This is a genomic window from Microbacterium suaedae (assembly GCF_003254645.1).
GTDB lineage: Bacteria > Actinomycetota > Actinomycetes > Actinomycetales > Microbacteriaceae > Microbacterium > Microbacterium suaedae.
Genome location: NZ_PNFD01000003.1, coordinates 352,984 through 375,851, shown reverse-complemented (window position 1 = coordinate 375,851; position 22,868 = coordinate 352,984). Strand labels below are relative to the sequence as shown.

Annotated in this window: 24 protein-coding genes; 18 read left to right on the top strand and 6 right to left on the bottom strand. The window is 69.7% G+C overall.

The window, feature by feature from the left end:
* Positions 1 to 78: 78 nt before the first annotated feature.
* The 3 genes from C0012_RS11225 to nucS are packed head-to-tail and all read right to left on the bottom strand — an operon-like array spanning position 79 to position 2,764.
* Positions 79 to 1,347: a coiled-coil domain-containing protein gene (locus tag C0012_RS11225; protein ID WP_110588080.1), complete on the bottom strand. Its 1,269-nt coding sequence runs from the start codon at positions 1,345 to 1,347 to the stop codon at positions 79 to 81.
* Position 1,348: 1 nt separating this feature from the next.
* Positions 1,349 to 2,017, bottom strand: a complete 669-nt coding sequence (locus tag C0012_RS11220; protein ID WP_110588081.1) for an HAD hydrolase-like protein — start codon at positions 2,015 to 2,017, stop codon at positions 1,349 to 1,351.
* 51 nt (positions 2,018 to 2,068) lie between these two features.
* On the bottom strand, positions 2,069 to 2,764 hold the full coding sequence (gene nucS, locus C0012_RS11215; protein ID WP_110588082.1) for an endonuclease NucS: 696 nt from the start codon (positions 2,762 to 2,764) through the stop codon (positions 2,069 to 2,071).
* A 68-nt stretch (positions 2,765 to 2,832) separates the two neighbouring features.
* Between nucS and C0012_RS11210 the strand changes: the two genes are divergently transcribed.
* Positions 2,833 to 3,534: a DUF899 domain-containing protein gene (locus C0012_RS11210; protein ID WP_110588083.1), complete on the top strand. Its 702-nt coding sequence runs from the start codon at positions 2,833 to 2,835 to the stop codon at positions 3,532 to 3,534.
* A 33-nt stretch (positions 3,535 to 3,567) separates the two neighbouring features.
* Here C0012_RS11210 and C0012_RS11205 read toward each other — a convergent pair whose 3' ends face one another.
* Positions 3,568 to 4,146: a TetR/AcrR family transcriptional regulator gene (locus C0012_RS11205; protein WP_162621764.1), complete on the bottom strand. Its 579-nt coding sequence runs from the start codon at positions 4,144 to 4,146 to the stop codon at positions 3,568 to 3,570.
* Between the two features lie 38 nt (positions 4,147 to 4,184).
* Here C0012_RS11205 and C0012_RS11200 point away from each other — a divergent pair, with 38 nt between their 5' ends.
* The 15 genes from C0012_RS11200 to C0012_RS11130 all read left to right on the top strand — a co-directional run bounded on the left by C0012_RS11200 (position 4,185) and on the right by C0012_RS11130 (position 20,343).
* Positions 4,185 to 5,426, top strand: a complete 1,242-nt coding sequence (locus C0012_RS11200; protein ID WP_110588085.1) for an FAD-dependent oxidoreductase — start codon at positions 4,185 to 4,187, stop codon at positions 5,424 to 5,426.
* Between the two features lie 60 nt (positions 5,427 to 5,486).
* The gene (locus tag C0012_RS11195; RefSeq protein ID WP_110588086.1) at positions 5,487 to 8,417 is read left to right on the top strand and encodes a Na+/H+ antiporter subunit A; all 2,931 of its coding nucleotides are present in this window, start codon (positions 5,487 to 5,489) and stop codon (positions 8,415 to 8,417) included.
* Positions 8,414 to 8,902 carry a Na(+)/H(+) antiporter subunit C gene (locus C0012_RS11190; protein ID WP_110588087.1) on the top strand — a complete coding sequence of 163 codons (489 nt, stop codon included), beginning with the start codon at positions 8,414 to 8,416 and terminating at the stop codon, positions 8,900 to 8,902. Before C0012_RS11195 ends, C0012_RS11190 begins: the two co-directional genes overlap by 4 nt.
* Entirely contained in the window at positions 8,899 to 10,455 is a 1,557-nt protein-coding gene (locus tag C0012_RS11185; RefSeq protein ID WP_110588088.1) for a Na+/H+ antiporter subunit D, read from the top strand. Before C0012_RS11190 ends, C0012_RS11185 begins: the two co-directional genes overlap by 4 nt.
* The gene (locus tag C0012_RS11180; protein ID WP_232527896.1) at positions 10,452 to 11,039 is read left to right on the top strand and encodes a Na+/H+ antiporter subunit E; all 588 of its coding nucleotides are present in this window, start codon (positions 10,452 to 10,454) and stop codon (positions 11,037 to 11,039) included. Before C0012_RS11185 ends, C0012_RS11180 begins: the two co-directional genes overlap by 4 nt.
* Positions 11,036 to 11,326, top strand: a complete 291-nt coding sequence (locus tag C0012_RS11175; protein WP_110588089.1) for a monovalent cation/H+ antiporter complex subunit F — start codon at positions 11,036 to 11,038, stop codon at positions 11,324 to 11,326. Before C0012_RS11180 ends, C0012_RS11175 begins: the two co-directional genes overlap by 4 nt.
* Positions 11,323 to 11,646 carry a monovalent cation/H(+) antiporter subunit G gene (gene mnhG, locus C0012_RS11170; protein WP_110588090.1) on the top strand — a complete coding sequence of 108 codons (324 nt, stop codon included), beginning with the start codon at positions 11,323 to 11,325 and terminating at the stop codon, positions 11,644 to 11,646. Before C0012_RS11175 ends, mnhG begins: the two co-directional genes overlap by 4 nt.
* Positions 11,647 to 11,724: 78 nt before the next feature.
* Positions 11,725 to 13,503 carry a DUF2207 domain-containing protein gene (locus C0012_RS11165; RefSeq protein ID WP_232527895.1) on the top strand — a complete coding sequence of 593 codons (1,779 nt, stop codon included), beginning with the start codon at positions 11,725 to 11,727 and terminating at the stop codon, positions 13,501 to 13,503.
* Between the two features lie 84 nt (positions 13,504 to 13,587).
* Positions 13,588 to 14,415 (top strand): MurR/RpiR family transcriptional regulator, encoded by an 828-nt coding sequence (locus tag C0012_RS11160; RefSeq protein ID WP_110588091.1) that lies wholly within the window; start codon positions 13,588 to 13,590, stop codon positions 14,413 to 14,415.
* Positions 14,416 to 14,547: 132 nt separating this feature from the next.
* The gene (locus tag C0012_RS11155; protein ID WP_232527894.1) at positions 14,548 to 15,219 is read left to right on the top strand and encodes a tyrosine-protein phosphatase; all 672 of its coding nucleotides are present in this window, start codon (positions 14,548 to 14,550) and stop codon (positions 15,217 to 15,219) included.
* The gene (locus C0012_RS11150; protein ID WP_110588093.1) at positions 15,216 to 16,037 is read left to right on the top strand and encodes a metallophosphoesterase family protein; all 822 of its coding nucleotides are present in this window, start codon (positions 15,216 to 15,218) and stop codon (positions 16,035 to 16,037) included. Before C0012_RS11155 ends, C0012_RS11150 begins: the two co-directional genes overlap by 4 nt.
* Positions 16,021 to 17,046 carry an ABC transporter substrate-binding protein gene (locus C0012_RS11145; RefSeq protein ID WP_110588094.1) on the top strand — a complete coding sequence of 342 codons (1,026 nt, stop codon included), beginning with the start codon at positions 16,021 to 16,023 and terminating at the stop codon, positions 17,044 to 17,046. The genes C0012_RS11150 and C0012_RS11145 overlap by 17 nt, the downstream gene beginning before the upstream one ends.
* Positions 17,047 to 17,063: 17 nt before the next feature.
* Entirely contained in the window at positions 17,064 to 18,731 is a 1,668-nt protein-coding gene (locus tag C0012_RS11140; protein ID WP_111466949.1) for an ABC transporter permease, read from the top strand.
* Between the two features lie 14 nt (positions 18,732 to 18,745).
* The gene (locus C0012_RS11135; protein WP_110588096.1) at positions 18,746 to 19,810 is read left to right on the top strand and encodes an ABC transporter ATP-binding protein; all 1,065 of its coding nucleotides are present in this window, start codon (positions 18,746 to 18,748) and stop codon (positions 19,808 to 19,810) included.
* Positions 19,807 to 20,343 (top strand): histidine phosphatase family protein, encoded by a 537-nt coding sequence (locus tag C0012_RS11130; RefSeq protein WP_110588097.1) that lies wholly within the window; start codon positions 19,807 to 19,809, stop codon positions 20,341 to 20,343. The genes C0012_RS11135 and C0012_RS11130 overlap by 4 nt, the downstream gene beginning before the upstream one ends.
* Before the next feature lie 2 nt (positions 20,344 to 20,345).
* On the opposite strand, the gene ald is transcribed toward C0012_RS11130, so the two are convergent.
* On the bottom strand, positions 20,346 to 21,440 hold the full coding sequence (gene ald / locus C0012_RS11125) for an alanine dehydrogenase (RefSeq protein ID WP_110588098.1): 1,095 nt from the start codon (positions 21,438 to 21,440) through the stop codon (positions 20,346 to 20,348).
* A 121-nt stretch (positions 21,441 to 21,561) separates the two neighbouring features.
* On the opposite strand from ald, the gene C0012_RS11120 reads away from it, so the two are divergent.
* Together C0012_RS11120 and C0012_RS11115 are read left to right on the top strand one after the other, a co-directional pair.
* On the top strand, positions 21,562 to 22,071 hold the full coding sequence (locus tag C0012_RS11120) for an Lrp/AsnC family transcriptional regulator (RefSeq protein ID WP_110588099.1): 510 nt from the start codon (positions 21,562 to 21,564) through the stop codon (positions 22,069 to 22,071).
* Between the two features lie 38 nt (positions 22,072 to 22,109).
* Positions 22,110 to 22,364 carry a hypothetical protein gene (locus C0012_RS11115; RefSeq protein WP_110588100.1) on the top strand — a complete coding sequence of 85 codons (255 nt, stop codon included), beginning with the start codon at positions 22,110 to 22,112 and terminating at the stop codon, positions 22,362 to 22,364.
* Between the two features lie 35 nt (positions 22,365 to 22,399).
* Here C0012_RS11115 and C0012_RS11110 read toward each other — a convergent pair whose 3' ends face one another.
* A complete protein-coding gene (locus tag C0012_RS11110; RefSeq protein ID WP_110588101.1) occupies positions 22,400 to 22,810 on the bottom strand; it encodes a VOC family protein in 411 nt (136 codons plus the stop codon).
* Between the last annotated feature and the right edge of the window lie 58 nt (positions 22,811 to 22,868).

Sequence of the window (22,868 nt, the reverse complement as noted above, 5' to 3'; positions counted from 1 at the left end):
CCACCCCCGTTGAGAGGATGCGAATCGACCACTCTTCTCGGGTGAGCGGTCGATACCGGGCATATCGACGGGGCGGCGTCAGCGTCGCCGTTTGCGGAAGCGGGCCAGGACGGCGGCGTCTTCGGCGTCGCGTCGGGCACGGCGGGAGGCGTCGAGCGCCTCGATCGGATCGTGCGACTGACGAGCGAAGGCCAGTTCGCGGCGGGCGCTGTCGAGGCGCACCCGCGCGTCGACCTCGGCGTCGAGAATGACAGCCTCGGCGCGGGCCAGGGCGCTGCGCGCCGCGTTGAGGGATCCGGGAAGGGCGCTGCGGGCGCCGCGCAGACGCTGCTGCTGCGTGCGGGCGTCGGCGAGAGCCATGTCGAGCCGGTCGCGCAAGCGGGCGATGCGCTCATTCGCCGTGACGGGACGACGCTCTGCGATCTCGCTGGCCGACTCGAGGGCGGCGCTCGCGACGCGGATGGCCTCCCCGAGCTCGGCGGCCTGCTCGGGGTCGAGAGCCTTCTGGGTGCCGATCGCGGCGCGGATGGCTGACTCCGCCGCGCGGTGCTCATCGTCGACGGCCAGGCGTGCGTTCTTCACGAGGCGGTGGGTCTCTTCGAGCAGGCGCGATGCCCGCTCGGCGCGGCTCACGGCCTCCTCGCAGGCGCGCAGGGTCTCGCGGGCCGACCGCGAGGGATCCGCCGCCTGCTCCTCGGCCTCGCGCAGGAGGGCCTTCGCCTCCTCGAGGGATTCGCTGGCCTCGTCATCGGCGTGTGCCGCGGCCTCCCACTCGCTCTCGTCCGCGATACGTGCGAGCTCGGCACGAAGCGCTGCCGGTTCGCCCATCCGCGCCTCGAGCTCGACGATCCGCCGTCGCGCGACGTCGACCTGCTCCTGGGCGGAGGAGTGCTCACGCAACCACTCCTCGTGGTCGGCACGAGCCCGTCGGATGATCTCCATGGCCTTGTCGATTCCGACGGAGAGCCGCTTCGCCTCGCGACGCTGTGCGCTCGGGAGCACGTCCTCGCCCGACGCGTCGCGGTAGGCGGCGAAGGCGTCATCGCGCGTGTGCTGGGCCGTGAGCCGCGCGCGTCGCAGCGATGCGGGCGGCCGCCCGTCGTACAGCGCGCTCGACATGCCGATCTCGAGTTCGAGCCCCTCCGTCTGATCATCGAGCTCGACGAGCTTCGCTCCGACGGCGTCGAGCGACTCGCGGGCCGAGCGACGGGCACGCTTCCCGCGACGCGCGACGCGCACGGCCATCACGATCGCGACGATGACGAGTGCGGTTCCGCCGAACACGACGAGCGCAGGGATGACCCACGCGAGCACGCCCTCGGTCGTGACCTCAGGAAGCTCGATCATGTCAGCGGGGCAGAAGCAGCGTGCGCAGGTGCGCCGGATCGTCCGCAACGGCCACGGATCCCGTCGCCTCCTCGGCGTCGCCGAAGCCCCAGCGGACGAAGATCACCGGAACGTCGTGCTCGGCCGCGCCGTCGACGTCATGGTGGCGGTCGCCGATGAGCACGGGGTTCGAGAGATCGACTCCGCGAGCGCGCATGTCCGCGAGCGCACGCCCGAGGACGTGCGCCTTCGTGTCGAGCACATCGGCGTCGGGGACCGCCCCGTGAATGCTCTCGAACAGGGGTGCGAGTACATAGTGCTCGAGGATCGCGCGCACCTGATTCTCGGGCTTCGTGCTGGCGGTCGTCTGCGGGATCCCCGCGGCGTGCACGTCTCGGATCACGTCGGCGACGCCGTCGTAGATGCGGACCTTGTGCGCGTAGCCGTGCTCAGAAGCGAGCTCGCGATAGCGCTCCACCGCGTTCTTCGCCTGTGCGAGCGAGAGCCCGGCGAGCTCCTGGAACGACTCGAGCATGGGCGGGCCGATCCAGAGATGCACCTGATCGGTCGGCGTCGGCGGGTGGCCGAGCTCATCGAGCACGCGCTCGATTCGGGGAAGGATCCCCGCGGACGCGTCCGCGATCGTTCCGTCCACGTCCCAGAGCACACACGACCACGGAGAATTCGCCATGGTGCCAGCCTATTCGGCGTCGGCTGACGGGCCGCACATCGCGGCCCTCGCTCAGAAGAGCGTGGGGATTCCGGAGTCGACGCCCTTCATGGCCTCGTAGTCGAGCGTGACGCAGCGGATCCCGCGATCCTCGGCGAGCGTGCGGGCCTGCGGCTTGATCTCCTGCGCGGCGAAGACGCCTTGGATTCCCGTGAGAAGCGGATCGCGCCCGAGCAGCTCCAGATAGCGCGTGAGCTGTTCGACGCCGTCGACCCCGCCGCGGCGCTTCACCTCGACGGCGATCGCGACGCCTTCCGCATCGCGCACGAGCAGATCGACGGGCCCGATCGCGGTCGGGTACTCACGGCGCACGAGGCTGGCACCTTCGGCGATGAGGTCGACCTGCTCGGCGAGGAGGCGCTGCAGATCCGACTCGACGCCGTCCTTGATGAGCCCCGGATCCACGCCGAGATCGTGCGCCGTGTCGTCGACGATCTCGTGGATCCGCACCGTGAGGGTGTCTCCCGACTTCTGGTGCGTGACCTTCCACATTTCGATGACGCCCGCCTCGGCGAGCTCCTCATCGACCTCGAGGTGGTCGAGTCGGCAGGGCGGGCTCATCCAGTTGAGCGGCTTGTACGAGCCGCCGTCCGAGTGGATGAGGACGCTGCCGTCGCCCTTGTGCATGAGCACGCGGGTGGCGAGGGGCAGGTGGGCGTTGAGGCGGCCCGTGTAATCCACGGAGCAGCGGGCGATGACGAGGCGCACCGTGCGAGCCTAACGCGGGGCGCCGGGAGGGGTGTCGCGCGGCGCGGGATCGGTGAGACTCTGGGCCCATGAATCATCGCCTGCCTCTGCCGCGCGTCGTCGAGCGCGCCGAATGGAACGATGCGCGCGCCGTCCTGCTGCAGCAGGAGAAAGCGCTGACCCGGATGAAGGACGCCGTGTCTGCCCTGCGCCGGCGCATGCCGGTCGTCGAGATCACGTCTGACTACCGCTTCGAGGGACCCGATGGCCCGAATTCACTGCTCGATATCTTCGACGGGCGACCCCAGCTGATCGTGCAGCACTTCATGTTCCATCCCGATTGGGACGCGGGGTGCGATGGTTGCTCGATGATGGCGGAGCACGTGGGGCCGCTGTCGCACCTGCACGCGCGGAACACCTCCTTCGCGCTCGTCTCTCGCGCGTCGCTCGAGAAGCTGCTCGCGTACCGCACACGGATGGGGTGGGACCTGCCGTGGGTGTCATCGGGCGGGTCGTCCTTCAACGAGGACTTCGGCGTGACGGTCGACGACGAGGAGCATCAGGCCGTCAGCGTGTTCCTGCGCCAGGGGGATCGCGTCTTCCACTCGTGGAGCACGTTCCGCCGCGGTGAGGAGCCGTTCATGCAGGTGTTCGACCTGCTCGACCTCACGCCGTACGGGCGCCAGGAGGACTGGGAGAACTCGCCGGAAGGGTGGCCCCAGACGCCGGCCTACGAGTGGATGCGACGCGCCGACGAGTACGGAGAACGAACGGCGCACGCCTGTCACTGAGCCCGGGGGCGATCCGCGCGACGGGAGGTTTCCCTATGCGGGTGGCTCTGGTCGGCGCCGGGGCAGCATCGACCGCATCGTCTCGATGGTCTGGCGCGGCGTGAGGGACGTCATGGCCGGAAGCTGCAGCACGTACCTCGTGAACACCACGCCGACGATCACGATGGCCGCGCGCCGGGCGCGCTCCGCTCCGAACGATGCCGTGAGCTGCGCGATCACGGACTCCTGCAAGTACTCGACGATCGCCGCGGCGCGGGCGGATCCCGATGCCGCGTCGCGCGCGAGCGTTTCGAGGGAGGGCCGTCGCGCCGGATCCTCCCAGATCCGCACGAACAGTTCCGCGAGCATGCCGTGGTCGATGCGCCCCGTCGCATCGGAGCTTGCCGCGATGACGCGGTCGGGGGCCACGCGCAGGGCGATCGCCGCCGTCCGAAGCCCTTCGCGGCCGCCGAAGTGGTAATTGACCAGTGTGTGGCTCACGCCGGCCTCGGCCGCAATCGCTCGAGAACTGGTTTCCCCGAGATCGCCCGCATCGAGATGCTTCTGCGCGGCAGTGATGAGTGCCCTGCGTGCATCGAAGCCGCGTGGCGGCCGACCGCGTCTATTGACCACTCTCGCATCATGCCACCCGCCCGGCAGACAGTGGGGACATGAACGAGAACCGTACGGAAACCGCGGACTGCGTCGTCGTTGGGGGAGGACCCGCCGGGCTCATGCTGGGGCTGCTCCTCGCCCGCTCGGGGGTCGACACCCTCGTCCTCGAGAAGCACGCCGACTTCCTGCGCGACTTCCGAGGCGACACGATCCACCCGTCGACGCAGGATGCGCTTGCCGATCTCGGTCTGATCGACGAGTTCCTCGCCCTGCCGCATACCGAGATGTCCCACGTCACGCTCCGGTATCGCGGGCGGGACATGGTTCTTGCAGATTTCTCGCGCCTCCCCACGGCGCGGAAGACGATCGCGTTCATGCCGCAGTGGGACTTTCTCGATCTCCTGGCCCGCGCCGGGGAACGGGAGCCGGGGTTCCGTCTCCTCCGTCGAACGCGGGGCGCGGAGCCGATCGTCGAGGACGGCAGGGTCGTCGGCGTCCGGGCGGAGGGGCCGGAAGGGGCGTTCGACGTCCGGTCCCGGCTGGTCGTCGCCGCGGACGGGCGCGACTCGGATGTCCGCGCAGCCGCCGGCATGGTTCCCCGGAAGATCGCGAGCGCGATGGACGTCCTCTGGTTCCGGCTGCCGAAGGATCCCGCGGAGAGACAGCCGTTCGTGCACGCTGGCGACGGCACCCTCATCGTGATCGACCGCGGCGACTTCTTCCAGGTCGCGTACGTCATCCCGGCGGGGTCCTGGGAGGGTGACGCCGAAAGCCTCGCGGCCATGCGCACGCGCGTCTCGAGCCTGGTGCCCGAGTTGAATGACCGGGTCCACGCGCTTGAGCTCGACGACATCAAGCTGCTCACGGTGCGCCTCGAGCGGCTGCGCAGATGGCAGCGCGACGGTCTGCTCGCGGTGGGCGACGCCGCACACGCGATGTCGCCGGCCGGCGGCGTCGGCATCAACCTCGCGCTCCAGGACGCGATTGCGACGGCGAACATCCTCGGGCCGATCCTGCGCAATCGACGACCGACCGAGCGCGAACTTCGCCGGGTCCAGCGTCGACGGGCACTGCCGACCGTGATCATCCAGCGTGTGCAGCGAGTCCTGCAGGATCCGCTCCTCGGGTCGGCCGCGGCGTCGCCGAAGCTGCCCCTTCCGATCCGCGCACTGCAGCGGATCCCCTTCCTGAGGCACGTGACGGGGCGCGTGGTCGGACGGGGAATTCGGGCAGAGCGGGTGCGGATTCGGACGGCGGGTGAGACATCCGCGGGTCTCGCAGCTCCCGGGCCGCAATAGACTGTCGGAGAAACACCCGCCGCCTGTGCACCTGCGCCGGCCAGACGACGAGGAGACGCCATGCTCGCGATCCTCGTCGTGTTCGCCGCAGGCTCGGTCCTCGTGGTCCCGCTGGCGAAGCTTCTCGGGGCGCGCGTTTTCTACGTCGCCGCACTCGTCCCGCTCGCGGGAGCCGCCCACGCCTCTCTCGCGAGCATGTCGGTCCTCGCCGGAAACATTCCCCACGAAGAATATGCGTGGATCCGGCCGCTCGGCATCGAGATCTCGATGCGGATGGACACCCTCAGCTGGCTCATGACTCTCATCGTCACGGGGGTCGGCACGCTCGTGATGACGTACTGCGCCGTCTACTTTCGAGGGAAGTCGGCCGGCGTGGGCCGCTTCGCGGGTGTGCTCACGGCGTTCGCGGGTGCCATGTACGGACTCGTGCTGACGGACGACCTGATCATGCTCGTCATGTTCTGGGAGATGACGAGCGTGCTGTCGTACCTGCTCATCGGGCACTCGTACACGCGCGCGGCCTCGCGACGCGCCGCTCTGCAGGCGCTGATGACGACGACGCTGGGTGGGCTCGTGATGTTCGTGGGCGCCGTGATCCTCGTCGCCTCGGCCGGCACGACGAGCATCGTGGAGATCCTCGCGGCGCCGCCGGAGGGGGCCCTCATCGACGCGGCGCTCGTGTGCCTGCTCGTCGGCGCGCTCAGCAAGTCGGCGATCTTCCCGTTCCACTTCTGGCTGCCGGGCGCGATGGCGGCCCCGACACCCGTCAGCGCGTATCTGCACGCGGCCGCGATGGTGAAGGCCGGGATCTACCTTCTGGCGCGATTCGCGCCGACGTTCGCCGAAGAGGCGCCGTGGCGGCCCGTGATCGTGACGCTCGGAATCTTCACAATGCTCCTGGGCGGATACCAGGCTCTCCGCGAGACCGACCTCAAGCGCATCCTCGCCTACGGCACCGTCAGCCAATTGGGCTTCATCGCGGTCGTCGTCGGATTCGGCACGCGTGACACGGCTCTCGCGGGGGTGAGCCTGATCCTCGCCCACGCGCTGTTCAAGGCGACGCTCTTCCTCGTCGTCGGCGTCATCGACCGCCAGCTCTCGACGCGCGACATCGATCGACTCAGCGGGCTCGGTCGCCGCGCGCCGGTCATGGCCACGATCTCGATCGTCGCCGCGGCATCGATGGCCGGCGTGCCGCCGCTTCTCGGATTCGTCGCGAAGGAAGCCGCCCTCACGTCGCTGATCGAGGCGGGAGCGGACGGATCCACGTGGGCGAGCGTCGCGCTTGTCGGCGTCGTGATCGGATCCATTCTCACGACGGCATACGCCATCCGATTCGTGTGGGGGGCCTTCTGGCGCAAGCGCGACGCGCGTGGCGTGCCCCGGCCCGAGACGGAGTGGCCCGACCCGCCGATCGGCTTCCTCGTGAGCCCGCTCGTTCTCGCAGCCCTCACGCTCGCGGGTGGTCTCGTCGCGCCCACGATTGATGTCCTCCTGGCGCCCTACGCCGACTCCGCGGGGGACGGCGAGTACCACCTCGCCCTCTGGCACGGTCTCGAGCCCGCGCTCGGGCTGTCGGCCTTCGCGCTTGCAGCCGGTGCCGCCGTCTTCTGGTTCTCGGTGTCGACGGGCTGGGCGCGGACGGGGCGGGTGCTGCGCTTCCAGGCGAACGACGTCTACTACCTCATCACCCGTTCGGTCGACAGGATCGCCGTCGTCGTCACCCGCACGACGCAGTCCGGTTCGCTCCCGATGTACGTCGGCACCGTCTTCGTCGTGCTCGTCGCGGCGGAGGGATCCGTGCTGCTCACGGGGGAAGGATGGCAGGCGCGGTTCGACGCGTGGCAGCACCCCGTGCAGCCCATCGCCGCCGCGCTGATGATCGCGGCGGGCATCGTGGCCGTGCGGGCGCGCAAGCGCTTCACGGGCGTCGTGCTCGTGTCGGTCACGGGGCTCGGAATGGTCGTGCTCTTCGCGTCGTCCGGCGCCCCCGATCTCGCGGTCACGCAGGTGCTCATCGAGACGGTCACGCTCATCGCGTTCTCGCTGGTGCTGCGCCGCATCCCGTCGCGTCTCGGCAGCCACAACGGGTCCGGAGGGAACATCGTGCGCGCCCTCATCGGCGTGGGCGTCGGCGCCACGATGGCGGCCGTCGCGATCGTCGCGGCCGGAGCGCGGATCCACGAGCCCGTTTCGACACCCTGGCCGGAGCTCGCCTACGAGATCGGACACGGGAAGAACGTCGTGAACGTGGCGCTCGTCGACCTGCGCGGGTGGGACACGATGGGCGAGCTCAGCGTTCTCGTGCTCGCTGCGACCGGCGTCGCGTCGCTCGTGTTCGTCACAGCCCGCGGGGACCGGATCATGGAGGTGCGCGAGCGGGTGCGCGACGGCATCCCCGCGAAGGCGCGTCGCGCCGCGCGCAGGCGACCGCTCGTCGAGACGACCGAGGGCATCCGCGTGCAGACGACGGAGAACCGACGAGCTCCGCGTGCCTGGCTCGTCGGAGGACGCACGATGAGCGCAGAATCGCGCTCGCTCCTGCTCGAGGTCGTCGTGCGGATCCTGTTCCACACGATCATCGTCATCTCGCTCTATCTGCTCTTCGCTGGGCACAATCTGCCGGGCGGCGGATTCGCCGGCGGCCTCGTCGCCGGTCTCGCGCTCGTGATGCGCTATGTGGCGGGCGGACGCTACGAGCTCGGCGTCGCCGCCCCGACCGACGCCGGCTCTCTCCTGGGCGCCGGCATGGTGATCGCCGTCGGCACGGCCATCGCGCCCATGCTGTTCGGGGAGGAACCGCTCACACGCGCCGTGTGGGAGGCGGAGCTGCCCCTCCTCGGGCACGTGGAGTTCGTCTCGTCCACCTTCTTCGACATCGGCGTGTATCTCGTCGTGATCGGTCTCGTCCTCGACGTTCTGCGCTCGCTCGGCGCCGAGGTCGACCGCCAGATCACGCAGGGGACCGCGAGAGAGGGGGCCCGCCCGTGACCGTCTCGCTTTCGCTCGTCATCGTGATGGCGGTGCTGTATGCGCTCGGCGTGTACGCCATGCTCGAGCGCAGCCTCACGCGGGTTCTCTTCGGGTTCCTGCTGCTCGGCAATGCGACGAATCTGCTGCTGCTCATCGCGATGGGTTTCCCCGGGGTCTCTCCGTTCTACGGCGCGGAGGGCGTGAGCGATCCGCTTCCGCAGGCCCTCATGCTCACGGCGATCGTCATCACTTTTGCCGTCAGCGCCTTCCTGCTCGCCCTCATCTACCGGTCGTGGCAGCTCGGTGAGGCGGACACCGTCCTCGATGACGCTGAAGACATCGCGCTTCGCGAACGTGCCGAGGAGACGGAGGACGTGCTCGAGGGTGAGGAAGAGGACGCTGAGGAGGAAGACGAGGAGACGACCGACTTCACCGAGGGCCCGGCCGCACCCGTCACGACGATCGTGGACGAGGTCCGCGACGAGACGCGGGGTGAATCGTGAGTCTGCTCGTGCCGCTCTTCGTCGCGCTTCCGTTGCTAGGGGCGGCGCTCACGCTGCTGCTCGGGCGACGCAGCCGCGCGCAGGTCGCCGTATCCGTCGTCACGCTGACGGCGACGTTCGTCCTCGCGCTCGTCATGCTCGTCGCCGTCGACCTCGGCACGCCCCTTGCCGTCTCGGTCGGCGGCTGGCCGCTGCCGTTCGGCATCGTTCTGTATGTCGACCGGCTCGCCGCCATGCTCGTGGCGGTGTCGAGCATCGTGCTCCTCGCCGTCCTGCTGTTCTCGATCGGGCAGGGCGCGGCTGACGGCGACGAGGACACGCCCGTCTCGATCTTCCACCCGACGTATCTCATCCTCGCGGCGGGCATCTTCAACGCGTTCATCGCGGGCGACCTCTTCAACCTCTACGTCGGATTCGAGATCCTTCTCGTCGCGTCGTACGTGCTGATCACCCTCGGATCCACAGAGTCGCGCATCCGCACGGGCACCGTGTACATCGTCGTCTCGCTCGCGTCGAGCATCATCTTCCTCTCCGCGATCGCCGTGATCTACGGCGCGCTCGGAACCGTGAACATGGCGCACATCGCCGAGCGAATGGTCGAGATCCCGCCCGATGTGCAGATGGTTCTGCACATCCTGCTGCTGCTGGGCTTCGCCATCAAGGCCGCGGTCTTCCCCCTGTCCTTCTGGTTGCCCGACTCGTATCCGACCGCGCCGGCGCCCGTCACGGCCGTGTTCGCGGGCCTGCTGACGAAGGTCGGCGTGTACGCCATCATCCGCACCGAGACGCAGCTGTTCCACGACAGCGATCTCAACCTCGTGCTCGCGATCGCGGGCGTTGCGACGATGATCGTCGGGATCCTCGGCGCGATCGCGCAGGCCGAGCTGAAGCGGATCCTCTCGTTCACGCTCGTGAGCCACGTGGGATACATGGTGTTCGGCATCTCGATCGCGACGGAGGCGTCCGTCGGCGCGACGGCGTACTACATGGTGCACCACATCGTCGTGCAGACGACGCTGTTTCTCGTGGTCGGCCTCATCGAGCGCTACGCGGGATCCACATCGATCGTGCGCGTGAAGGGGCTCGTCGCGGCGGCGCCGTTCATCGCGGGTCTCTACCTCATTCCGGCCCTCAATCTGGGGGGATTGCCGCCGTTCTCGGGCTTCATCGGAAAGTACGCGCTGTTCGACGCGGCCGCCTCTGTCGGGACGCCCATCATGTGGGTCGGGATCGGCATCGGGATCCTCACGTCCCTCCTCACGCTCTACGCGCTCATGCGGGCGTGGAACCTGTCTTTCTGGCGGGTGAAGGACGACTCTCCTGAGACGGAAGACCGCATCGCCTATCTCTCGAAGGCGCCGGAGGCCGATGCGCAGGGCGCGCGCCGCGAGATTCCCCGCGTGATGTCGGGTGCGGCCACGGGCATGGTCGCCGTGACGATCGCCCTGACGGTGTTCGCCGGGCCGATCTACGAGGTGTGCGAGCGGATCGGTTCCTCGCTTCTGCAGCCCATCTCGCTCGTGCAGCTGGAAGACGTGGAGCAGGAATCGTGAGCCGCCGCGAGGGGATCCGTCACTTCTGGACGCAGCTGCCGTTCTTCGTGTGGCTTGTCGCCCTCTGGATGATGCTGTGGGGGCAGTTCACCGTGCTCGCCTTCGTCACGGGCGTCGTCGTCGCGATCGTCGTGACGAATGCGTTCCGCCTGCCGACGGCAGAGCTCACGGGACGGGTGAACCCCTGGTGGCTGCTCGTCGCGCTCGGGACCTTCCTCGTCGAGCTCGTCTGGGGCGCTTTGCAGGTCGCCTGGTGGACGATCTCGCCGCGCACGCCGAGCGCGGCGATCGTGCGCGCGCCCCTGCGTGTGGACGATGACCTCATCATGACCCACGTCGGCGTCGTGCTGTCGCTCGTTCCCGGAAGCACCGTCATCGAGGCTGATCGCACGAACCGCGTGGTGTTCCTTCACGTCATCGGCGTGACGTCCGCGGAGCAGATCGAGGCCATCCGCGCGAACGCACTCACGTGGGAGGCGCGGATCGTGCGCGCCGTCGGTTCGCGTCGTGAGCTTGCGGAGGTCACCGCGCGGGTCGCACCGTACGTCGAACGTCGGGCGACGACCGAAGGAGGCGGCCCATGACGATCCAGACCGTCCTCGTTGTCGCGATCGCGGTGGTCTTCGCGGTCGCGGCCGCGCTCGCGATCATCCGGATGGTGATCGGGCCATCGATCCTCGACCGAGCCGTCGCGAGCGACGTGCTGCTCACCGAGGTTCTGTGCGTCATGGGGGCGGAGGCCGTGATCAACTCCCACACCGACACGCTGCCGGTCATGCTCATGATCGCGGCCACGGGAATCCTCGGGACGCTCGCCGTGGCCCGCTTCGTCGCCCGCCGCGATCGCGCGAGCGGAGAGGAGGGACGATGATCCTCGAGACGGTGGCGCTCGTGCTGGTGCTGTGCGGGGCCGTGCTGTGTCTGACCGCGTCGATCGGCCTGCTGCGATTCCGCGATGTTCCGTCGCGCCTCCACGCGGCCACGAAGCCCCAGGTTCTCGGGCTGCTCTTCATCGCGGGCGGTGTCGCGGTGGCGTTCCAGTCGTGGGCGGTCGTCGCGTTCCTGGTTCCGATCGTGCTGATCCAGCTGGCGGCGTCGCCGATCGCGGCGCACATCGTCGGGCGGCAGGCCTACCGAAATGGCAGCATCGATCGAGACACGATCCTCATCGACGAGCTGAGGGACGAGTGACCGGTCCCGCGCGGCGCGAGGGTTCCGTAAACGATGTGGGTTCGGCCGCACTCTCGCGGGCGCTATAGGGTCGAGCTCATGCATCGAATCGGGGGATGGGTTCGGATCGCCGTCGCGGCGCTCGCCGCGGGAATGATCGTTCTGCTGGGGGCGGTTCCCGCGAGCGCCGACGTCGACGACTTCGATTTCGCGAGCGTCGACGTCGTCTACGAGCTGTCGCGGAACGCGGACGGCGCGGGCGTCGTGACGGTCACCGAGACCTTCGTCGCGGAGTTCCCCGACAGAGACCAGAATCGCGGGATTCGGCGCACGATCCCCGAGAAATACCTCGGCGCCCCGCTGCTCCCGGAATTCATCAGCGTGACCGATGAGAACGGCGATCCGCGGCCGGCCGAGACCGAGACCGACGACGGCTCCTTCATCATCACGTCCCGGGCTGACGACTATCTGCATGGGCGGCAGACCTTCGTCTTCACGTACACGCTCCACAACGTCGGCCGGGCGATGGACAACGGCGTCGACGAGTTCTACTGGAACGTCAACGGCGTCGAATGGCCGCAGGCCTTCGGTGCCGTGACAGCTGAGGTGCGCATCGACCCGGACCTCGCGCCGGCGCTGAACGGGCAGAGCGCGTGCTACGTCGGCGAGTCGTGGTCGACCGAGCGGTGCACCATCGACACGATCGACACGGGCGGTGAGACGACCGGCTTCGCGACGAGCCCCGAGGCAGTCGGACCGCGCGAGACGGTGACGATCGCCGTCGGCTTCGAGCCCGGCACCTTCGCGGAGTTCGACACATCGCCTCTCGCCTCCCCGTGGGGCGTCGGGCAGATGATCGCGGCGGTCCTCGCGCTCGGCCCCCTCATCTGGGCGATCGTCCACCGGCGTCGCTGGTTGCGGGACGAGCCCGGACGCCCGACTGTGATCCCCGAGTTCGAGCCGCCGCAAGGTTTCGACGCGCTCCGTTCGGCTCTGCTGCTGAAGCGCGACTCGAAGGCGATCCCGGCCGAGATCCTCGAGCAGGCCATCCGGGGTGCCGTGCGCATCATCGAGAAGCCGAAGCGGGGAGCGTTCTCCTCCCCGTCGATGTCGGCGCAGCTCGTCGACGTGGGGCGCGCCGACGCCAATGGGCGCGTCGTGCTCTCGGGGCTGTTCCCGAGCCTCCGCCCCGGATCCACCTTCGACTTCGGCCGGACGAACAACAAGTTCGCGAAGGTCTCGCGGAGCGTTCTGCACACGGGGAAGAAGAAACTCGAGCGGTACCACCGGGAGGTGTCGGAGGGCAGATCCGCGATGATTGCGGCATCCGCCGTGCTCACGACGATCGCGGTCATCGGATTCGGGATCGCCGCGCTGAGCAACTACGTCTCACCGGCAGTGCCGGTTCCCCTTCTTCTCGGAGCCATCGGCGTGCTCATCGTCACGATCGTCCTCGTGGCCCGCACGCCCCTGAATCGCGAGGGCGCGATCGCGCGCGACCACCTGCGCGGGCTCGAGATGTTCATGAACTGGGCCGAGGCCGACCGCATCCGGATGCTGCAGTCGCCGCAGGGCGCGTCGCGCGTGAAGGTCAACGTTGAAGACCCGGCGCAGATGCTCCACCTGTACGAGTCGTTGCTCCCCTTCGCCGTCGTCTTCGGGCAGGAGAAGCGCTGGGCCGAGGAGCTCACGGTGCGCTACGGCGACAGCTCGCCCGGGTGGTATGCGGGATCCAGCACATTCCACGCGGCGGCGTTCTCCGCGGGCATGAGCTCGCTGACCTCGGGCGCTTCGAGCTCGTCGAGCACATCCGGCGGGTCCGGCGGCGGGGGTTCCGCCGGCGGTGGCGGGGGCGGCGGTGGCGGCGGTGGCGTGTGAGGCCGCCGCGTGCACCGCACGCCGCGAAATGTACATTGAAGGCGTGCGCACACAGATCCCGCGTCCGGGAAGAGTCGTCGGCTGATGGCGATCGCGCGGCCTGAGCTCAGCGTTCTCACGCGCGTCCGATCGTGCGTCTCGTCGCTCGGCCCGAGCGAGCGCCGCGTCGCGGACGTCGTGCTGGCGCGGTCCGAGGAAGTCATGGGCTGGTCGACCGCCGAGCTCGCCGCGGCCGCGGACACGTCGACCGCGACGGTGATCCGGGCCTGTCAGAGCCTCGGATTCCGCGGCTTCCAGCACCTGCGGCTCGAACTCGCGCGGTCGACGCCGATTCTCGCGCGCGATTCCGACGACATCGTGACGAACACCTTCGACGACTCCGTGGACGCCGTCCGTCTTGCGCAGGACAGCGTCGATCCCGGCCGCATCGACGCCGTCGCCGACGCGATGCGCGGCGCCCGTCGCATCGTGCTCGTCGGCAACGGGTTCTCGGGGCCGCCGCTGCAGGATTTCGCGATGCGACTCAGCACGTTGGGGCGCGCGCCCGAGGCGCCCATCGATCCCCTCGCCCAGCAGTTCGCCGCGCGCACTCTCGCCGCGGGCGACCTCTGTCTCGCCCTCAGCTACTCCGGGGCGAACGTACAGACCCTCCGGGCATGCGCGGCGGCGGCGGACCGCGGCGCGATCGTCGCCGCCGTCACAAGCTACGCGCGCTCGCCCCTCGGCCGTATCGCCGAGCTCGTCGTCGCGACCGGTCCGGCGGGGGAGGCGCACGACGTGGATCCGTTCTTCGCCCGCCTCGGGCACACCGTCGTCCTGCACGCGCTGCTCACGTCTCTCGCGCCGGATTCGCGCGACGCCGAGGTGGCGGAGATGCGGCACGTCGTCGCGGACGCGCTCGCCGAGGACTGATCGGTCCGACGCCGTTCACCTGCGCGTCGATCTCGCTCCACCTCCGCTCTACCTTGTCGCGTCATGCTCCGGTCGTAACCGCGTTTCACGGGTTGTGAAACGTACGTAACGAGACGGTGCGGAGGTGACGTGATGAGGAGCATCGCGGTCGACGGCCTGTTCAACGTCCGAGCGATCGGCGCGCAGGCCCCCTGGCTCGTCCGCTCCGGGGCGACCGACGGGCTCACGAAGGCGGGAGAGCGCGCGTTGCGCACCCTCGGCGTCTCGGTCGTCATCGATCTGCGCGAGCCGGATGAGGCCGATGGCGTGCGCCACGGGATACCGGCACTGCCCGTGCCGGTCTACGGTGAGGCGCCCCCGCAGACCGGGCGGATCGAGGATATCTACGTTTCGCTTCTCCGCGAACGCGGCCCGGCTCTGACTTCGGCGGTCGCCCACATCGCCGACGCCGAGGGCGCCGCGCTCGTGCACTGCACGGCGGGGAAAGACCGGACGGGCCTCGTCGTTGCGCTCGCCCGGCGGGTTGCGGGCGACGCCGACGCCGACATCATCGACGACTACGCGCGCTCCGGCCCCGAGGTGCGTCCCGTGCGCGAGGCGGTCGCGCGGGACCTAGCGGACGCCGCCGACGCGAGCGCCCGCCCAGACGTCCTGCGGCTGCACCTCGACAGCCCGCCGGAGGCGATCGCCTCGGCGCTCGCCCTCGTCGACGAGCTCGGCGGCACCGAAGCCTATCTGCGCGGGCACGGCCTCGGCGGCGACCGGATCGCGGCTCTGCGCCGCCGGCGGGAGGAGGCGGCGTGAGTCACGCGACGGGGAGGCTGACCGTTCTCCACATCAGCGACGTGCACGCGACGGGCGGCGATCTGCTCTACGAGCGGGTCGACGGTGCACGCCGCCTGCGCGCCGTCGGCGACTACGTGCGACAGACCGGCATCACGCCCGAGGCCGTCGTCGTGACGGGCGACCTCGTGCAGCGCGGGCACGGGGGCGCATACGGCGCCGTGCAGGAAGCGCTCGACGAACTCGAGAACGCCGCGGGTGTTCCGGTGCTCACCGTGATCGGAAATCACGACGATCCGGAGCGGGCTCGCGAGCTGCGCGGACACGCGCGGGGCCACTGCCGTGAGGTGCGCGTCGACGATCTGCGGTTCCTGCTCCTCGACTCGTCGACGGGGGAGCTCGGATCCGCGCAGATCGCGTGGGTCCGCGACGCGTTGCGTACCCCGTACGGATCCGGAACCGTCATCGCCCTGCACCATCCGCCGCTCGGATCCCCCATGCCCACGCTCGCTCGCGCGGGGCTCCGCGACGCCGACGCCCTCCTCGAAGCTGCCGCGGGCGGCGATGTGCGCGCCATTCTCGCCGGACACTTCCACCACGCGATCGCGGCGACGCTGGGCGGCATCCCGGTCTCGGTCGCCCCGTCCCTCGCCTACCACCAGGTGATGGATGCGGGGCCCGACCGAGTCAGCGGTCACGACTCCGCGATGTTCTCGCTCGTGCACCTCGTGCCCGACGGCGTCTCGGCGACGAGCGTGAGCCTCGAGTCTCCCGCGCCCCTATTCACCTCACCGATCGACCCGAAGAATCAGATGGGAAATCATGACCACGCTGCGTAAGATCCTGCCCCTCGCCACGCTCGGCCTCACGGCTGTCGCGCTCGCCGGATGCTCCTCGACGAGCGCCGACCCGAGCTCCGACGACGCACCCGCGGAGGTGACGACGATCACGCTGTACACCTCGGAGCCGCAGGAGAAGGCCGACGAGCTCGTCGCCGCGTTCTCGGAGGAGAACCCCGGCATCGAGGTCGAGGTGTTCCGCGCCGGCACCGGAGACCTCACGACCCGCGTCGCGACCGAGCGGGAATCCGGCGGCATCCAGGCCGACGTCTTCCTCGCCGCCGACGCCGCGACCTTCGAGGACTATGCGGCCGACGATCTGCTCCTCGAGTACACGCCCGCCGATGTCGACGCGATCACTCCTGACGTTGTCGATCCCGAGGGCTTCTATGTCGGGACTCGAATCATCCCCACCGTCATCGCGTACAACACGAGCATGGTCGACGAGGCGCCCGCCTCGTGGCAGGAGCTCACGGACGAGAAGTACGCCGACCAGATCGTCATGCCGAACCCCGACGTCTCGGGCGCCGCGGCGTACAACGCGGCGGTGTGGAACAGTACGCCCGAGCTCGGCGAGGAGTGGATGACCGCCCTCGCAGAGAACCGGCCCGTCATCGCCGACAGCAACGGCCCGACGTCGCAGGCGATCGCGACGGGGGCGCAGCCCGTCGGCGTCGTCGTCGACTATCTCGTGCGCGAGCTGGCGGAGCAGGGATCCCCGATCGCGACCTCGTACCCCACGGAGGGCGTCCCCTATGTGTCGCAGCCCGTCGGCATCTTCGCCGACACGGAGGCACCCGAGGCCGCGCAGGCGTTCGTCGACTTCCTGGTGAGCGAGGCGGGGCAGACCTTGGCTGTCGAGCAGTCGTACCTGCCCGTGCGCTCCGACGTCGGGACCCCCGAGGGCGCCCCGTCGATGGACGAGATCGCGATCCTCACGCCCGACCTCGAGACGATCCAGTCGACGCAGGACGCCGCGGTCGAGACCTTCCGCGACCTCTTCCTCTGAGCGACCGCGCCCGATTCATGACTTCTGCTCCGACGCTCGCCGCGCGACCGGCTTCCGGCCGGTCGCGCGGCGACGCGCGTCGCCTCGACGGGGTCGACGCCGTGACGGCGGGCCTCTGGATCGCGTGCGGAATCTTCGTCCTCCTGCCGATCGGGGCGATCCTGTTCCTCGCCGGAGGCGGACGCCACTTCTCGGTGCTCCTGCAGGGCGACGTCCTCGAAGCCGCGCTCAACAGTTTCGTGTCGGCCACGTCGTCCGCGCTCCTCGCGGTCGCGGTCGGCACGGTGTTCGCCCTGCTGCTCGACCGCACCGATCTCCCCGGACGGCGAGGGCTGCGGCTGCTCGCCCTCAGCCCTCTGCTCATGCCGCCTTTCGTGGGGGCGATCGCGTGGCTCGGCATCGCGGGGCCATCCAGCCCCGTCAACGTCTGGTGGCGCGAGACGTTCGGGGCGCCTCTCTGGGTCATCTACGGCGCCGACGGGGTCATCGCGCTGCTCACCATCCACAGCTATCCGATCGTGATGCTCATCGTCTCGGCCGCCCTGCGGCGGATCCCCTCCGACCTTGAACATGCCGCGCGTATCGGCGGCGCGGGGCCCGTGCGCACGGCCGCGACCATCACCGTGCCGCTGCTGCGGCCCGCGCTGCTGTCGTCTTTCATCCTCGTCGCGGTCGGCAATCTCGCCGACTTCGGGATCCCCTCGATCATCGGTCTGCCCGAGAGGTACGTCACCCTCGCGACGCTCGTGTACCGCTATCTGCAGTCGGGGACGGTTGATGAGCCGCTCGCGATCGTCGCCACGATCGGCGTCGTCGTCCTGCTCGTGGCGCTCGTCGCCCTCGCCGCGAACGCGCTCATCGGCGGACGCGGTCGAGAGCTCGACACCTCGAACGCGGTCGTCGAGCGCCTGCCCCTCGGCCGTGCCCGCGCGCCGCTCGGGGTCGCCATGTGGGGGCTCGTGCTCGCGATCACGGTGCTGCCGCTTCTCGCGCTCGGCACGCAGACCCTCCTTCGGGCCCCCGGCGTGCCTCTCACGTGGGAGAACCTCACGCTCGACCACCTCGCTGCGGCCGTGACATCGTCGACGGCACTCACGGGCGCCGCGAACTCGGTCATGCTCGCGACGCTCGCGGCCGTCATCTGCGGGGTCCTCGGGCTCGGGATCGGCGTCGTCACGAGCCGCGCGCGCGGTCGCGCCGCTCGCGGTCTCGCGGCGACCGCGACCCTGCCGCAGGCCGTGCCGGGCATCGTCATCGCTGTCGCGTGGCTCGTCCTCGCGCCCGCGCTGGGACTGTTCAACACTCCGTGGCTCATCCTCGCGGCCTACGTCACATCGTTCACGGCGCTCGTCGTGCAGGCGGTCGTCGCGCCGCTCGAGGCCACGCCCGCGAGCGCGGAGGAATCGGCGCGGATCTCCGGCGCGGGCCGGCTGCGGGCCCTCGTGGACATCTCGAGCCGCATGGCACTGCCCGCGGCGGTCTCGGGCGCCGTCATCGTCGCGGTCACGGCCGTGCGCGAGCTCACGCTGTCGGTCCTGCTGCTGTCGCCCGGCAGCCAGACGCTCGGTGTCGCGATCTTCAGCTTCCAGCAGGCGGGCGCCTTCAGCACCGCCTCGGCGTGGTCGCTCATCGTCGCGATCCTCGGTATTGCATTCATCGGCCTCGCGACCCGGCATCGGAACTGAAAGGACACCCCTCCATGGCATCCGTCACCCTCGATTCCGTCTCGGTGCGCTTCCGCACCGGCGCGATGGGACTCGCCGACATCGACCTTCACGTCGACGACGGCGAGTTCCTCGCGCTCGTCGGCCCGTCCGGATCCGGCAAGACGACGCTTCTCCGCAGCATCGCGGGATTCCTCGCCCCCTCGTCGGGGCGCGTGCTCATCGGGGATCGCGTCGTCGCGGGAGGCGCGGACCTCGCGCCTCCCGAGGCGCGCGGGCTCGGCATGGTGTTCCAGCAGCACGCCGTCTGGCCGCACTGGAACGTCGGGCGCAACGTCGAGTATCCGCTGAAACGGGCCGGTGTCGCCCGCGGTGAGCGGATCCGTCGCGTCGCCGACGCGCTCGATCTCGTTGGCCTGACGGGGTACGAGAAGCGCGATCCGGCCACGCTCTCGGGTGGTCAGAGACAGCGCGTCGCCCTTGCCCGCGCGCTCGTTTCCCGCCCCCAGGTCCTGCTCCTCGACGAGGCGCTGTCCGCGCTCGACGAGCCGCTGCGCGATCGGCTGCGCCTCGAGCTGCACACACTCACGCGTGAGCTCGGCCTCACCGTGATCCACGTCACGCACGATCGATCCGAGGCCCTCGCGCTCGCCGATCGGGTGGCTGTGCTCGACTCCGGGCGCGTGCAGCAGGTCGACGCGCCCGATGTGCTCCTGCGCGCGCCGCGGACGCCGTTCGTCGCGACGTTCCTCTCTGACGCGACGATCGTCGAGGGTGCGGTGGTCTGTGGTCGGTTCCGAGCGATCGATCACCCGCTGGAGGTCGACTGCGACGGTTCGTCGGACACGTTCGTCGAGGCGCAGGCGGCCATTGTGCCGTCGTCCGTTCGGGTCGCCGCGGATCCCGATGGGGGAGCCGTCGTCCGATCGTCGCTGTTCGCCCCGGACGGAAGCGACCTCGTCATCGACTGGGCCGGGGTGGAGCTGCGTGCGCGGTCGAACGGATCCCGGTTTCGTGTCGGCGACCGGGTGCGTGTCGAGGTCGATCGCGTGCTCATCTATCCGTCGGAGCTGCCGCGACGGACGGCGGTCACGGCATGAGCCTGGCCCTCGTCCGGCACGGACGCACCGACTGGAACCGCCGTCGGCGCATGCAGGGGGCGTCGGACGTGCCGCTCGACGATCACGGACGCGAACAGGCCGCGGCGGCGGGGCGCGTGCTCGCCCTCGCGGTGTGGGATCGGATCGTCTCCTCGCCCCTGACCCGGGCGCAGGAGTCCGCGGAGATCGTCGCCGCTCACCTCGGCATCGAGGTGAGCGGAACCGACGTGCGGCTCGTCGAGCGCGACTACGGCGAGGCAGAGGGGCTCGCCGTCGCGGAGGTGCAGGAGCGCTGGCCCGACCAGGCCTACCCCGGCTCGGAGCCCGTCGCCGAGGTCGCCGCCCGCGGCGTGCACGCGCTGCGCGAGCTTCTCGACGACGGTCGCAACGCGGTCGTCGTCGCGCACGGCACGACGCTGCGGCTCAGCATCGAGGCGCTCACGGGCGAGGCCTGCCCGCGGATCCACAACGGCGAGATCGTGATGCTCGAGGGCGACACCCGCGCGCCGCGCGCCCGGCGGCTCACGGGCTGATCTCAGCTGGCGAGGGCGTAGCCGAAGGCGCGCGCCACGCCCGCGTTCGTGACCTCACCCGCACGGACATTGAGCCCCTTCGCGAGGGCCGGATCCTCGGCGGCCGCGTCCCAGCCGAGGTCGGCGATCCGCTGCACGTACGGCAGCGTCGCGTTCGTCAGGGCGTGCGTGGACGTGGCCGGGACCGCGCCGGGCATGTTCGCAACGCAGTAGAACAGCGTGTCGTGCACGGGGAACGTCGGGTCGTCGTGCGTCGTCGGGCGGGATCCCTCGAAGCAGCCGCCCTGGTCGATCGCGATGTCGACGAGCACCGAGCCGGGCTTCATCTCGCGCACCATCTCGTCGGTCACGAGCTTCGGCGCGGCGGCGCCGGGGATGAGCACGGATCCGATGACGAGATCGGCATCGGCGAGAGCCTCGGCGATCGCGTAGCGCGTCGAGTGCCGCGTGACGAGGCCGTTGCCGTAGCGCGCCTCGAGCTCGCCGAGCCGCGGGAGGTTTACGTCGAGCACCGTCACGCGTGCACCGAGCCCGAGGGCGTTGGCGGCGGCGTTCTCACCGGCGACGCCGCCGCCGATCACGACGACGTTCGCGCGCGGCACGCCCGGCACGCCGCCGAGGAGGGCGCCGCGCCCGCCGTGCGAGCGCATGAGATGGTACGCGCCGACCGTGACGGACAGGCGCCCGGCGACCTCACTCATCGGGGTGAGCAGAGGAAGGGACCGGTCGGCGAGCTGCACGGTCTCGTAGGCGACGGCGGTCGTCCCGGCCGCGACGAGGGCATCGGTGAGCGGCTTGTTCGCCGCGAGGTGCAGGTAGGTGAACAGCGTGAGGTCTTCGCGCAGAAAGCCGTATTCGCTCGCAACGGGTTCCTTCACCTTGAGCAGCAGCTCGGCGGCGGCCCACGTCGTCTCCGCGTCGGGGAGGATCGTGGCGCCTGCAGCGGCGAACTGCTCGTCGGAGAGGCGGGATCCTTCGCCCGCGCCAGCCTGGACGAACACCTCGTGTCCGCGGCGGACGAGCGCATCGACGCCGGCGGGCGTGATGGCGACCCGGTTCTCGTTGTTCTTGACCTCGGTGGGGATGGCGATCCTCATGTCGGACTCCGTGTGTCGGCGATCGTGCGGTGCTCTCTCCAGCGTCGCAAGAAGTTCGTGTGAAATAGGGAAAGCCCGGAGAATCTCCGATCTCATTGCCATTGTCGGTACGATCGTCTGCATGACGGATGCGAAAGGCGATCTCCCGCCGAAGAATCTGCAGACGGTCGAGTTGGACGAACTCGACCGTCGGATCGTGCGGATCCTCAGCCGCGAGGGGCGGATCACGAATGCCGATCTCGCGGCGGCGCTCGACATCGCGCCGTCGACCGCGCACGCGCGCACGCGCTCCCTCGTCGAGCGCGGCGTGATCCGCGGATTTCACGCGAGCGTCGACCATCAGCGGCTCGGGCGTGGTCTGCAGGCGATGATCGGGGTCACGCTGCGCGGGGGCACTCGCCACGACAGCATCGTGACGTTCATCGACGAGGTGAAGCAGCTGCCGCAGGTCCTTCAGCTGTTCTTCCTGGGCGGCCCGGACGACTTCATGGTGCACATCGCGGTCGCCGATTCGAGCGAGGTGCGGCAGTTCGTCGTCGAGAATCTCTCGACGGAGCCGTTCGTGGCCTCGACGCGCACGAGCATCATCTTCGAGTATCACCGTCGTGGAGTCGCCGCAGCCTTCCGCTGAGCGGTGTGCCGCGGCGTGCGGCCGCCTACGATGTGGGCATGTCGAGCGACAAGGGCAAGAAGGGCAAGAAGTCCAAGAAGGACGGAAAGTCCAAGAAGTCCGAGAAGTCCAAGAAGGCGAAGAAGCTCACGCCCAAGAAGACGTGCTGCAAGTCGAAGCCGCGCTGCAAGCGCTGCCCGATCCGAATGCTCGCAGAAGGCCGACTCGACCCCGCCGACGCGAAGAAGCTCTTCGCGAAGTCACGCAACCGCAAGCAGGCGAAGAAGGCTCACCTCGACGTCCCGGGCGGGTGATCGGCACCCGCCCGGAACGCGGAGGCAGCGGACGATCAGCCCTGCTCGCCGCCGCCCTCGATCATCCAGCCGACGCCGAATCGGTCGGTGAACTGCCCGAAGTGGGCGCCCCAGGGCGCCTCGGCGAACGGCATCGTCACCTCTCCGCCGTCGGACAGGCCCTCGAACGCGCGGCGGAGCTCGTCGGAGTCGTCGCCGTACAGGATGACGTCGATGCGCGATCCGCCGGATCCGCCGTCGGTGCTGTCGGCGGCCATGATCGTGGCGCCGCCCGGCAGCTCGAGCTGCCCGTGCATGACCCAGTTCGGTTCGCCGCCCATCTCGACCGCAGGCATGTCCTCGTATCGCGTGAGGTTGAGCGTGCCGCCGAGCACGTCGTGGTAGAGCGTCAGCGCCTCCTCGGCGTCGCCGCTGAAGCCGATGTACGTCGTGACCTTGACCGCCATGATCTCCCCTTCGTCGCGGGCCGGGCGGGATGCCCGGAGCCCATGAGGATCCTCACGC